At 69.3% G+C, this 13,087-nt stretch carries 7 protein-coding genes; 4 read left to right on the top strand and 3 right to left on the bottom strand.

Annotated features, from left to right (window positions below; all coding sequences use genetic code 11):
• Window positions 1–14: 14 nt before the first annotated feature.
• Window positions 15–1,163 (top strand): M20 metallopeptidase family protein, encoded by a 1,149-nt coding sequence (locus FPZ12_RS27475; RefSeq protein WP_166462927.1) that lies wholly within the window; start codon window positions 15–17, stop codon window positions 1,161–1,163.
• A gap of 309 nt (window positions 1,164–1,472) precedes the next feature.
• On the opposite strand, the gene FPZ12_RS27470 is transcribed toward FPZ12_RS27475, so the two are convergent.
• Genes FPZ12_RS27470 through FPZ12_RS27460 form a run of 3 tightly spaced genes read right to left on the bottom strand, consistent with a single transcriptional unit; the run spans window position 1,473 to window position 4,967 of the window.
• A complete protein-coding gene (locus tag FPZ12_RS27470; RefSeq protein WP_144749329.1) occupies window positions 1,473–3,434 on the bottom strand; it encodes a class I SAM-dependent methyltransferase in 1,962 nt (653 codons plus the stop codon).
• 60 nt (window positions 3,435–3,494) lie between these two features.
• Window positions 3,495–3,959 (bottom strand): DUF6328 family protein, encoded by a 465-nt coding sequence (locus FPZ12_RS27465; protein WP_144749332.1) that lies wholly within the window; start codon window positions 3,957–3,959, stop codon window positions 3,495–3,497.
• A 3-nt stretch (window positions 3,960–3,962) separates the two neighbouring features.
• Window positions 3,963–4,967, bottom strand: coding sequence for a LacI family DNA-binding transcriptional regulator (locus FPZ12_RS27460; RefSeq protein WP_144749334.1), 1,005 nt, complete (start codon window positions 4,965–4,967; stop codon window positions 3,963–3,965).
• A 582-nt stretch (window positions 4,968–5,549) separates the two neighbouring features.
• Between FPZ12_RS27460 and FPZ12_RS27455 the strand changes: the two genes are divergently transcribed.
• Genes FPZ12_RS27455 through FPZ12_RS27445 form a run of 3 tightly spaced genes read left to right on the top strand, consistent with a single transcriptional unit; the run spans window position 5,550 to window position 13,059 of the window.
• Window positions 5,550–6,833, top strand: a complete 1,284-nt coding sequence (locus FPZ12_RS27455; protein ID WP_144761850.1) for an MFS transporter — start codon at window positions 5,550–5,552, stop codon at window positions 6,831–6,833.
• The gene (locus FPZ12_RS27450) at window positions 6,830–10,363 is read left to right on the top strand and encodes a hypothetical protein (RefSeq protein WP_144761854.1); all 3,534 of its coding nucleotides are present in this window, start codon (window positions 6,830–6,832) and stop codon (window positions 10,361–10,363) included. Before FPZ12_RS27455 ends, FPZ12_RS27450 begins: the two co-directional genes overlap by 4 nt.
• Window positions 10,360–13,059 (top strand): glycoside hydrolase family 78 protein, encoded by a 2,700-nt coding sequence (locus FPZ12_RS27445; protein WP_144761857.1) that lies wholly within the window; start codon window positions 10,360–10,362, stop codon window positions 13,057–13,059. Before FPZ12_RS27450 ends, FPZ12_RS27445 begins: the two co-directional genes overlap by 4 nt.
• The last annotated feature ends 28 nt before the right edge of the window (window positions 13,060–13,087 follow it).

Below are 13,087 nucleotides of genomic sequence, written 5' to 3'. Positions count from 1 at the left end.
GTAAGAACAGGGGCGTGTCCAGTGTGGAGCAACTGCTGCGGTTAGTCGACGACGAGTTACCGTCCGCGATCGCACTGCGGGAACGGTTGCACGCGGTTCCGGAAAGCGGTTTCCGGGAGGTGCGCACGGCGGAGCTGATCGCCGCGGCGCTGCCCGCCGAACCGCGTCCAGTGGCGGGAACCGGCCTGGTGTCAAGGATTGGCGGGCCGCGCGGAGTGCTCGTGCGCGCCGAGCTGGACGGGTTGGAGATCCCCGAGGAGACGGGCGCGCCCTTCGCCTCGACGAACGGGCACATGCACGCGTGCGGTCACGATGTGCACAGTGCCGCGCTGGTCGCTCTGACGCGTGCCGTGCACCGGATGCGGGACGAGCTGCCCGCGCCGTTCACCGCGGTGTTCCAGCCCAGCGAGGAGCGGCATCCCTCGGGTGCGCTGGCGTTGCTCGAAGAGTTCACGGAGGGCTTCGACGCGGTGGTCGCCGCGCACCTGCATCCCTTGCTGGCGTGGGGATCCATCGGCGTGGAGCCCGGTGCGGTGAACGCGGCCTCGGACGCGGTGGAGATCGTGCTCGACGGGGTCGGCGGGCATGGCGCGTACCCGCATCTCACGTCGGATCCCGTGCTGGCGCTGGCGCAGGTCGTGGTCGCGCTGCACACGCTGGTGGGCCGGCGCGTGGATCCGACGCACGCGGCGGTGCTGACGGTGGGCAAAATCGAGGCCGGGACTTCGGAAAACGTGATCCCGCCCCGGGCGCGCGCGTGGGCGACGCTGCGCGCACTCGACGCGGACGATCAGGCGACGTTGCGGGAGGCGGTTGTTTCGACCATCGAGGCCGTCGCCAGGGCCCACGGCTGCACGGCCACGGTGCGGTTCACGAAAAGCGAGCCGCCGTTGGTCAACGACGACTCGCTCGCTTCGCTGGCCGCCGCGCTCGCCCCCGCAGCGGGCCTCGCGGTGGCCGCGCCGTGGCGCTCCTGCGGCGGCGACGACTTCGCCCACCTGCACCGGCTGGGCCCGGCACTCATGGCTTTCGTCGGCCTCCGCGACGCCCCCGGCTTCCGGCCGCGGCCCTTGCACCACCCGGAGTTCCTACCACCGGCGGAAGCGGTGGGCGCGGTAGCGTGGACGCAGGCGGTGGGCTATCTGGCCGGGTCGCGACGGTAGTCGGCGTCAGCGCTCGCAGGATCCGCGTGTTGGCCCGCCACGCAGGCGTGTTGGCCCGCCACGCGGGCGTGTTTGCCGGTGGCGTCGGCATGTTGGCCGCCCCCGTCCGCGGGTTGGCCCGCCACGTGGGTATGTTGGCCGCCCCGTCAAGCGAGTGGGCCGCCCCCGTCCGCGCGTCGGCGCTCCCGCTGGCATGTTGGCCGCCGAGGGTGACCAACACACCAACCCCACGAGCCAACAAACGCGCGCCGACAGCAAACACGCCGACGCCACCGGCAAACACGGCCGAGCCCAACGGCAAGACCTGCCTCAATCGCGGCCTGGCCGGTCCTTCTGGAAGACCACGATGCGGAACGGCAGCGTCGGCGCTCCGACCACCTTCACGCGCGTCTTGAAGCCGTGTGCCTCCGCGGCCTTGCGCAGCAACGAAACCGGCGCCGCGCTGGTCATGTCGGTGTTGCCGGCCATGTAGCCCTCGACCTTGTCGTCCGAGAGGCCGTACCGGGCCATCCACTCGCGCCATTTCTCCATCGACGACGAGCCCTTGCGATCCCCGTTGACGCCGAACACGTCCGCGAAGATCAGCGTGCCGTCTTCGGTGGTGTGCTCGGCGCAGTTGCCGAAGAACTCGTCGAGCGTCTCGTCCGTCGGGTCCGGGCCGATCAGGAAGTGCATCACCAGCGAGCCGAACACGACGTCGTACCGGCCGTCCACGTCTTCCCACGCCGTGCCGCGGACGAGCCGCATGTCCAGCCCCGTCTGCTGTTCCGGCATCAGCCGCTCACGCGCGAACTGGACCATCTGCTCCGCCCGGTCGACACCGCGGTACTGCCGCACCGGGCCGTGGTGCTCGAGGTCGTAGAACGGCCGGTTGATGTTGCGGATCCACGGCACGATCTCGCTGGTCAGCCTGCCCGTGCCATACCCGATTTCGAGCACGCCGACCGACCGCATGCTGTCCGCGTAGATGCGCAGGATCTCCCGGAACACCGTGGCCGCGCAGTCCCGGATCATCTGCGCGTAGTTCGGGATCCAGCACCGGATGTGCCGTTCGTAGTCGTCGAAGTAGTCCGGGGAGCGGAATTCCGTCTCGCTCGTCCAGTCCTCGTCCCAGTGCCCGATGTCGTTGCGCGCCACCCAGGCGCGGCGCAGGTCGGCCGCTTTCATGCTGGGCTCGAAGCGGACCGCGCGCGCCTTGATCGAGTCGTAGAACTGGGTGGCGCTGGCGAACCGCAGCGCATTTCGCTCGATGACCAGCTGGCGGCCGTCGATGCGGCCGGGGTTCGGCCGGTAGCCGCCGATCAGGTCCGGGTCGAGCAGCAGCAGGTGATGCCCGACCGCGCCCGGCCCCATCGGGTGCACCTCGCCCGGCCGCAGCTCCTCCTTGGCGGCGATGAAGATCTCGTACGGCCTGTCGCGGTGCCGGGCCTGGTGCTGCTTCCACAGGTTGATCTGGCGGGCGAGCTTGCTCTCTTCCTCGAAGAACCACGACCAGTCGATGAGGAACACGCGCTCGCTGACGTTGGCCGTCATCTCCTCCGGGTGGTCCGGAGTCCAGAACTGCTCTGTTTCGTCGGTCAGGTCGGCGATCGCGCGGACCTCACCGCCGTCCCAGCCGCGCAGGCTGGAGAAGCTGGGCAGGTAGTAGTCGGCGTCCACGACCAGCTGCGACGCGCCGCCGGAGTCCAGCTCGTGGGCGAGCGCGCCGGCCCAGCCGCCGAGCAGGTGCAGGCTCGCGTGCTCCTCGGGGTAGCCGTCGATGAACTTGTTGATCTGCTCGTTCAGCGAGTTGCGGCCGTGGCGGGCGGAGCGCTGCCCCGGCGAGAGCGTGGTCGCGGCGAGTTTGCCCAGCCAGTCGGCGAACCGGGACTCGAAATCCTTGAACCCCAGCTCGTCCCCGACGTCCGCCGGGTACGAAAGGTAGTCGGGTTCGCCGAAGTTCTCCGGCAGCCGCTCGGAGTCGTACTGCTTGACCACCACGAGCGGCAGGTGCAGTGCGTGCGCGTAACCCGCTTCGTAGGCCAGGTTCGGGCGCTGTTTGCTGCCCTCCAGTATCACCAGATCGGATTTCACCAGTTCGTCGGACACCTTGGCACCGATGTCCTTGTTGACGCTCTGGTTCTCGTTCCAGTCGTAATAGTCGAAGCCGTGCTCACCGAGCTTGGTCTTCATCACGGACAGCGCTTTCTTCACGGCGTCCGGTGAGCCGGCCTGGGTGGACCAGGCGAGGAATGCGGTGAGCCGGGCCAAGGAGACCTCCGAATAGGACAACGCGGGGACACGCAGTTTATCGGCGAAGGACGCGCCCGCTGTACGGTTCGGCGAAAACCGTTACGGACGGGCGCGGGAAATCAATCGCGGGACGACGAACCAGAGCACGATGAACCCCACGCCGACCAGCCCGCCGACAACGCCCATCGCGACCGGGCCGTAAACCACCTTCGCGATCAGCGCGACGGTATCGGTGACCGCCGCCGCCAGGCACACCAGTCCCGCCAGCACCGCCCGATTGCCCCAGCGGACAATGACGTCCCTGCTCCCGGTGCGGAAGAGGATCCGGTGCCATGCCGCCGGCGCGGTGAGCAACGCCGTGGCCAGCGCGGCGAGCACGACGGCGAGCAGATGCATACCCTTCTCGAACCCGGCGGCCTCGCGAAACTGCGCGGTGAACACCACCGACAGCAGAAAACCGAACAGGATTTGCACCCCGGCCTGCGCGACGCGCAATTCACTGAGCAGATCGCTCACATTGCGTGAAAGCTGCTGGTTCCGCGTCTCCTCTCCGGGGTCCGCCACGGCTCACTCTCGATGCAGCCTCGTCGAAGCGCGAACCACCAGCTCCGGTTTGAACACCACTTCGCGGTGCTCGACCGGCCCCTCGCGCTCGCTCGTCTCCGCGATCAGCAGCTCCGCCGCCGTGCGGCCGAGACGTTTCGCGGGCTGACGCACCGAAGTCAGCGGGACGGCGGCGGCACCGGCGAACTCGATGTCGTCATAGCCGACGATCGCCATCTCCGACGGCACCCGCACCCCGGCGGCGACCATCGCCTGCAAGACGCCCAAGGCGAGGAGATCGTTGGCGCAGAACACCGCGGTGGGCCGCGGACTGATCCCGAGCAGCCGCGCACCGGCGTCACGCCCGGACGCCACGTCCAGCGCACCCGTCTCCAGCACGGAAAGCCGCGCGCCCGAGTTCTCCAACGCCGAACGCACACCTTCCTCACGTTCGCGGCACTGGGTCAGGATCGTCGGCCCGTTCACGAAGGCGATGTCGGTGTGCCCCGTCTCCAGCAGATGCCGCGCCGCCAGCGCCCCGCCCGCCACGTCGTCCACCGAGACGGAACTCGCCTCCGCCACCGGCACATTGCGGTCCACCAGCACGTACGGGATCCCGCGGCGGCGGAACGTCCGCAGCGCCGCGCCGTTGCTGTCCACCGGGCTGAGCAGGACTCCACGCACGCGTTGCTCGGCGAGCATCGAGAGGTACGAAGCCTCGAGCTCCACGCGCTGCCCGCTGTTGCAGGTGATCACGTTCAGGCCTTCGTCGTGCGCCGCTTCCTCGGCGCCGCGGGCGAGATCGACGAAGAACGGGTTGCCGAGATCGAGCACCAGCAAGGCCATGATCCGGCTGCGGCCCGCCCGCAACTGGCGTGCGGACTCGTCGCGGACGTAGCCCAGTTCCTCGATCACCGAAAGCACGCGCGAGCGGGTGGCGGCCGAAACCACATGTGGCCGATTGACCACATTGGACACCGTGCCGATGGAAACGCCCGCGCGCCGGGCGACTTCCTTGATGCCGACCATTGGCCCCCTCGCTCAAGTCCGGACGACAGCGTACCACGCGGATGAAACGTTTCAGGTACCAGGAAACCCGCACCCGCAAAGGACTCCCGCGTATTCTCGCCGACGTCGCACGCACTCGCGAACCGGCCTGCCGTGCCGATCACCAGAGCAGGAAACGCTGGACCTTCAGCGCGCCGCGGCGGATCATGAAACCTCGCCACCGCGAGGACTCGCCGACGGATCACCAAACCCATGGCTACCCCGAACTCGCGGCGCGCCAAGAGACCCGACATCCCAGCGCACCACCAAACCTCGGCACCCCAAACCGTCCGCCGCCCAATCGCCCCCGCGGGCCCGCCAAGCCAAGAAACCCCAGGACTCCCGGGAGAGCCAAGAAACCCCAGCGCCCCCCACTCGATCACCCCCAGCTCCCGGCCGCCGCCGGACACAGCGGGTCCCCAATCCGGTCACTCGCCGTGAAACGATTCATAACATTCCGGCTCATCGCGAAACGGGTCTTGTCCGGGCGAGCGCGGTTGGCTACCCTCACCGCTTAATACGTTTCAATATGTGACCTACGTCAATGTCGACTAGGAGGCCCACATGACATCCCCGGAGACCGTCGGCGTCACGCCGGCCGAGGACGGCGGCACCGTCACTCGTGAACAGTGGAAATGGTCCGTGCTCGCCGGGATGGCTTCCTACCTCGACGCGGGGTCCATCGTGGCGCTCGGGTCCGGGCTCGCCCTGTTCCAGGTGTACCTCGGGCTCAGCGACGGCGCGGTCGGCGCGCTCGCCGCGATCGGCCCGAACGCCATCGGCTGCGCGATCGGCGCGGTGATCGGCGGGCGGCTCGGCGACCGGCTCGGCCGGAAACGCATCTACAAGTACGACCTCCTGGTCTACGCGCTGGGCATCGCCTGCATCGGGCTCGCGGTGAACGCCCCGATGCTGTTCATCGGCACCTTCGTCGTCGGGCTCGCGGTCGGCGCGGACGTGCCGACGTCGCTCGCGCTGGTCGGCGAGTTCTCCCCGTCGAAGCATCGCGGGAAACTGCTGAGTTTCACGCAGATAGCGTGGAACGTGGGCCCGGTGATCGTGCTGCTGATGGCACTCGCACTGTCCTCTTTGGACCTGCTCGGCATCCGGATCGTGTTCGGCATGTTGTTCGTGGTCGCGCTCGTGACGTGGGCACTCCGCCGCGGGCTCGCCGAATCCGCCCGCTGGCAGGCCGCTTCCCAGGAGCCGGTGAAGCAGAAGCTGCGCGCGCTGTTCTCCGGCCCGAACCTCAAGGCGCTGATCTGGACCGCGACGATCTACCTGTTCTGGAACATCGCGGCAGGCACGAACGGCATCTTCACCCCGTACATCATCAAGACCCTGCACGCGGGCAGCCAGGCCGCGAGCGTCGCGCTGTCCTGCGCCGGGTTCGTGATCGGCATCCTCGCGACGATCCCGTTCATGCGGCTGGTCGACAAGGGGCACCTGACCCGCAAGCGGATGTGGGCCGCGGGCGCGGTGATGCAGGTGCTCGCCTACGTCGCTTACCTGGTGTTCCCGTTCAACATCCCGGTGATCATCGCGAACATCGTCCTGTTCGGCGTCGGCGCGGCGTTCGCGGGCGAAGCGGTGTACAAGATCTTCAGCCAGGAGCTGTTCCCGACGATGCTGCGCGGCACCGCGCAGGGCTTCACCTTCGGCATCGCGCGGACCTTCCTCGGCATCTGGAGCTTCTTCGTGCCGACACTGGCGAGCGCGGGCATCGGGCCGGTCGCCGCGCTGCTGGCGGGGTGCCTGCTGATCAGCGGGGTCGCCGGGTACTTCTTCATGCCGAACACCACCGGTAAGTCGCTGGAGCAGATCCAGGCGGAGCGGGCCGCCGCATGACGTTGCTCGACCGGTTTTCCCACCCTGGCCCCGAGTTCTCGCCGTTGCCGATCTGGTGGTGGAGCGGGGCCAGGGTGACCCGGGACCGGCTGCGCCGCCAGCTGGAACGGCTCGTGGCGCAGGGCGTCCGGCAGGCCGTCGTGATGTGCCTGGCTCCCACCGGCCCGATGTTCGGTTCGGTGGCGGACGATCCGCCGTTCCTCAGTCCGGAATGGACAGAGCTGCTCGACGCGGCCTGCGCGGACGCCGCCGAGCTGGGTTTCCACCTGTGGATGTACGACCAGATCGGCTTCTCCGGCGCGAACTTCCAGGGCCGCCTGACCGCGGCGAACCCGGAGTTCGCGGGGCTCGCGCTGCACCGCGAAGGCGGCGAGATCACGCATCGCGTCAGTGGCTTCGACTACTTCGGCGTCGAGGCCTGCGCGGCACTGCTGGATCAGGTCCACGGCACGCTGGAGCGCACGGTCGGCCGCTGGTTCGGCACCGTCATCCCCGGCTTCTTCCAGGACGAACTGCCCGCGATGCCGACCTGGGGCCGCGATTTCGCGGAGACGTTCGCCGAGCACTACGGCTACGAACTGCCGCTGCCCGCGCTGTTCGAGGAAGGGCATTCGCCGTGGATCCGGCGTGACTACCACGAACACCGCGCGCGGCTGGCCCGGCGCGCGTTCTTCGACCCGCTCGACGAATGGTTCGCCGACCGCGGCCTGATCTGCGGTTTCGACCAGGCTTCCCCGGCGCGGGAAGGGGATCCGGTCGGCGGGGTGCAGCTCTACGGCGACTACCTCGGCACGCATTCGGGCTTCGGCGCGCCCGGCAGCGATCACTGGGGCGACCCGAAGGTACACAGCTCACTCGCGCACGCGCACGGCCGCCCGCGCACGTGGATCGAGGCGTTCCATTCTTCTGGCTGGGGCGGTTCGCTGGAGGAGACCTACGACTGGCTCGCGCCGTTCCTCCGCCGTGGCGCGAACCTCTACGACCCGCACGCCGTGTACTACTCGACCGTCGGCGGCTGGTGGGAGTGGGCGCCGCCGTCGACGTGCTGGCGACAGCCGTATTGGCCCTCCTACCACCAGTTTTCCACGGCCGTCGCACGGTTGTGCTCCGTGCTGAGCGCGGGTACGCACGTGTGCGACACGATCCTGCTCTCGCCGACCACGACGGCGCAGGCGTTCACAACGCTGGACGGGCCGCTGGAACCGGCCCAACGCGCGGCGGCGTGTTTCCACGAACTCAACGGGGTCAGCGCCTGGTTCGCCGAACAGCGCGGGGTGCTCGAACGGGCCGGGATCGACCACGACGCGCTGGACGAGCACACCATCGCGGGCGGCACGATCGTCCACAACGGACTCCGCATCGGCGAGGAGACGTACCGCAATGTCGTCGTGCCGGACGTAACCCTGCTCGATCCCGATGCGACACAACGCCTTTCCGAGCTGGCAGCCTCGGGCGGAACGGTGGTCTGCATCGGCTCGATCCCCGACGGGTTGACCGGAGCAATACAGATCGACAGCCCTTCGGAACTCGCTCTGCCCGCGCCCGCCGTTCGCGCGGACGCGCCGTTCCTGTTGCGACGATACGGGAACACGCACGTGCTCCTGCTGACCGCGCACGACGAGCGCACCGGCACGCAGGCGCCGATGGTCCACCTGGCCGACGAGAACTGGGCGAGCAATGGCTTTCCCTGGGAGGACTACTGGCGCCAGCTTCGCGAGAACGGGTACGACTTCGTCTCGCCCGCAACGCGAGTCGCCCGCGTCGAAGGGCTGACTTCCCGTGCGCAGCAATGGGATCCGCGCACCGGAGCGCGCACGGAGCTGACGGTGACGAACGGAGTCACCGAAGTGCCGTTCCGCGACGGTCCGGTTTCGCTGGTGGTGTTCGGTGACGACCTGCCAGAGCCGACCCGCGCCACGCTACCTGCGCCCACCGGCGTCACCGCGCTCGAAGGCCCGTGGCGGGCGCTCGCGGAGTCCACTTTGGACAACAGCGATGGCGACCTCGCCGCGTCGGCACGGGATGGCGTGCTGCCGATCGAAGTGTGGCGGTTCGAGCACGAGGGCCGCACTGTAGTCGCGGGCTACGGTGAGTTCGCCGAGGGCGTCGAATGGTCGCTTTCCCGGGGCATCCTCAAGGACCCCATCCACAACGAAACGCTGGGGCCTAAGGGTTACGTGCCCGAGGAGTTCCTCGACTGGCGGCAGGTGCGAGCCGGGGAAACGGTGCGGGTGCGGACGAATCTGCCGCTGCCCGAGCGGTCCGGGCTGTTCCTCGCGGTCGGCTCGAGTGCCGCGCGCCGGGTGTGGGTCGACGGGCGGGAACTGGCCGCCGAGGGCGACGGCTACCAGACTTTCAGCCCACTACCAGCGGAAACGGCCAGTCGGACGGTGCCACTGGAGCTGGAGCTCACGGCTGACGAGGACGGGCCGGTGCGCGCGTCGTTCGCCGTGGTCGCCGATCCCGACGCCTACCGACGGCCGGAATGGCTCTGTGGCACCGAGATCAGCCACACCTTCCGGCTCGACGAGTGGCCGGCGGACGCGACGATGCACGTCGGCAGCGAAGGAGCTTGCCGGGTGTTCGTCAACGGCGTCGAGGTCGGAAAACAGGGCGACTTCAATCCGTACCCCGGGCATCGCGAAATCCGGGTGCACCCCTATGAGCTGCGGGAATTTCTGCGGTCAGGCGAGAACACAGTCTCACTGCAGCTGACCGAGGACGCTTTCGCGAGCGTGGACGCGCCCGGACTCGGCCTGCTCAGCGGGCCGGGGTGGGACGGCGCGACGCTGCGCCGGAAGCACACCCGCGACCCGCGGTTCCTGTGCGCGGGGCCGAGGCCGCATCCGCTGCCGGGCGCGCACTGGCTCGAACCCGGTGCGGCGCAGGGGGATGTGGTGGTCCCGGTGATTCCCGACGTCCGGCCCGGCGGCGAGCGCGTCGAAGAGCTGGGGTTCCCGGCGCCGCTGGGGATGACCGCGTTGCGGGTGCCGACCGATCTCGACGTCGTGGTGCGTGTCGGCGACGCCGAGTACAAGCCGGTGGAGCAGCGAGTCCGGCTGCCCGAGCCGTTGCCCGCCGGTACTCCGGTGATCCTGCGGATCACGGCGACCGACGGCCGGCGCGGCGGAGCGCTGGTGGATTCGGCTGTGGAGGTCGAGGTCGCCGAAGCCGAGACAACCCTGCTGAGCTGGGAAGATCTCGGGCTGCGCGCGCTGGGCGGGCAGGTTCGTTACCGCACGACTTTTCACGCTCCGGGCGGCCGGGCGGTGCTGGATCTCGGAAGCGTGCGTGGCACCGCGGATGTGCTGGTCAACGGCGAACTCGTCGACCGGCTCGTGTGGGCTCCGTGGCAGGCCGAGGTCACCGATGTGGTGCGGGCCGGGGAAAACGAGCTGGAGATCGTCGTGCGGGGCACCCTCGCCGGGTACCTCGACGACGCGTCGCCGACCACAGCCGTCGCGGCCGGGCAGGTCCGCACCGGGTTGTTCGGGCCGGTGCGGCTCATCGAGTACGGAGAGAGGCCATGACAGTCAGTCCCGTTCGGTTCGAGCACCTTGATTCCGCGCTGGGCGTCGGCACCGCCACGCCACGGTTGTCGTGGCAGGTGAGAACCGAAGACCCGGAATGGGCGCAGACGGCCTACGAGCTCGAGTCCGGCGGCACGGTGGTGCGGGTGGAGTCGGCCGAGCAGGTGCTGGTGCCGTGGCCGTTCGAGCCGCTGGCCTCGCGGGAACGCGCCGAAGTGCGGGTGCGGGTGGCTTCCGGCGGGGCGTGGTCGGACTGGAGCGGACCGTCCACAGTGGAGGCTGGGCTGCTGGCTCCGGAGGACTGGTCGGCTCGGTTCATCAGCCCCGCGCACGACGGCCCGGCGCCCATCCTGCGCCGGACCGTAACGCTGCGCCCAGGCATCCGGTCGGCCCGGCTTTACGCGACGGCACAGGGTGTCTACGAGGCGACGCTGAACGGATCCCGGGTCGGCGACGAGGTGCTGGCCCCCGGCTGGACGTCGTACGAACACCGCTTGCGCTACCAGACGCACGATGTCACCACGCTGTTGCGGGAGGGCGAGAACACGCTCGATGTGCTGCTGGGCAACGGCTGGTTCCGCGGCAGGCTGACGTGGTCGGGCAAGAGCGCATTCTACGGTGACCGGCTGGCGCTGCTGGCGCAGCTGGAGGTCACCTACGAGGACGGCACCACCGAGGTGATCGGCACGGACGAGCAGTGGTCCGCGCACGACAGCGGCATCCTTGCCGACGACCTGTACGACGGGCAGCGCACGGATCTACGTCCTCGCGAGTCCACTGTGGACTCCGTCGAGGTGGTCGAGGCGGACCTCGGCCGGCTGGTCGCGCCGGAGGGGCCGCCGGTGCGGGTGACGCAGGTGCTGCCCGCGGTGCGGGTTTGGGAGTCGCCGTCGGGTAAGACGCTGGTGGACTTCGGGCAGAACCTCGTGGGCTGGGTGCGGCTGCGGGCGCATGGGCCGGGCGAAGTCACGGTGCGGCACGCGGAGGTGCTGGAGGACGGCGAGCTCGGCGTGCGGCCGCTTCGCTCGGCGAAGGCGACAGACAGCTATCTGCTGCCCGAGGGCGAGCACGTGCTGGAGCCGAACCTGACCTTCCACGGTTTCCGGTATGCCGAGGTCAGCGGGGTCGCGGAGTTCACCGCGGAGGCCGTCGTGGTGGGCACCGACCTGCGGCGCACGGGATGGTTCGACTGTTCCGACGAGGATCTCAACCAGTTCCACCGGAATGTGGTGTGGGGGATGCGCGGGAACTTCCTCGACGTGCCGACGGACTGCCCGCAGCGCGACGAGCGGCTCGGCTGGACCGGGGACATCCAGGTGTTCTCGCCGACCGCGAGTTTCCTGTTCGACACCGCGGGTTTTCTGTCCAGCTGGCTCGGCGATCTTGCCGCTGACCAGCACAAGGACGGCGCGGTGCCGTACGTGATCCCCGATGTGCTCTATGACCCGGAGCCCACGGCAACGGCCTGGGGCGATGCCGCTGCCGTCGTGCCGTGGGTGCTGTACCAGCGTTTCGGCGATGCGGAGATCCTGGCGCGACAGTACGAGAGCATGCGCGCCTGGGTGGACAAGATCGCGTCGCTGACCACGGATGGCGTGTGGGCGGGCGGTTTCCAGTTCGGTGACTGGCTCGACCCGACCGCGCCGCCCGACAATCCGTTCGCCGCGCAGGCTTATCCCGACGTGGTGGCGACCGCGTATTTGGCGCGCTCGGCGGAGATCGTGGCCGAATCCGCGCGCGTGATCGGCAAGGACCCTGCGCACTACGCCGCCCTGGCCGCTTCGACGCGCGAAGCGTTCGTGCGCCATTACGTGACGCCCTCGGGCCGGGTGCTTTCGGACGCTCCGACCGCGTACGCGTTGGCGCTCGAATGGGCACTGCTGCCGGAGGCTTCGCAGCGCGCCCACGCAGCGTCACGGCTCGCGGATCTGGTGCGGGGCAACGGTTTCCGCATCGCGACGGGTTTCGTGGGTACCCCGCTGATGACCGACGCGCTGGTGAAGGCCGGGCGGCCGGACCTGGCGTACCGGCTGTTGCTGGAGAAGGGGTGTCCGTCGTGGTTGTACCCGGTCACGATGGGGGCGACGACCATCTGGGAGCGGTGGGACAGCATGCTGCCGGACGGGACGATCAACCCGGGGGAGATGACGTCCTTCAACCACTACGCGCTCGGGGCGGTGGCGGACTGGATGCACCGGTCGGTGGCGGGGCTCGCGCCCGCGGCGCCGGGGTATCGGGAGATCGTGGTGAAGCCGTTGCCGTACAAGGCTTTGACGCACGCGACGGCCCGGCATGACACCCCGTACGGTGAGGCCGAGGTCTCGTGGCGGCGCGCGGACTCGCAGCTGACGCTCGAGGTCACTGTGCCGCCGGGCAGCCGCGCGACGGTGCACCTGCCCGGCGGCGGGACGGAAGTGGTGCGGCACGGGCGGCATTCGTGGACGGTGGCCGAGCCGGCGCCGGAGCAGCGGCCAGTGCGGACGGTGCGGGATCTGGTGGATGCGCCGGAGCTGTGGGAGGGCGCCGTCTCGGTGCTGGTTTCGCACGAACTGGCCCGCGACGCCGCCGATGCCGCCGCGCAGGCGGCACCGTACTTCGATGCACCTGCGGGCGACTTGCCGATTTTCCTGGCCCGCAAGGACCCGACAGGCAGTGGCGAGGCGGCGCGAGAGGAGCTGGTGAAGCTCCTGGGCTGAGGTTGGGGTTGGTGGTTGGGGTTGGTGG

It is taken from the genome of Amycolatopsis acidicola, from assembly GCF_007713735.2.
In the GTDB taxonomy this organism is placed as follows: Bacteria; Actinomycetota; Actinomycetes; order Mycobacteriales; family Pseudonocardiaceae; genus Amycolatopsis_E; species Amycolatopsis_E acidicola.
This window is presented reverse-complemented; position numbering and strand designations above follow the sequence as displayed.

What these genes read in the sequence shown, in the direction of transcription:
- FPZ12_RS27450 (WP_144761854.1), top strand. Translation starts at nt 6,830, where the DNA reads ATGACGTTGCTCGACCGGTTTTCCCACCCTGGCCCCGAGTTCTCGCCG.
- FPZ12_RS27455 (WP_144761850.1), top strand. Translation starts at nt 5,550, where the DNA reads ATGACATCCCCGGAGACCGTCGGCGTCACGCCGGCCGAGGACGGCGGC.
- FPZ12_RS27460 (WP_144749334.1), bottom strand. Translation starts at nt 4,967, where the DNA reads ATGGTCGGCATCAAGGAAGTCGCCCGGCGCGCGGGCGTTTCCATCGGC.
- FPZ12_RS27445 (WP_144761857.1), top strand. Translation starts at nt 10,360, where the DNA reads ATGACAGTCAGTCCCGTTCGGTTCGAGCACCTTGATTCCGCGCTGGGC.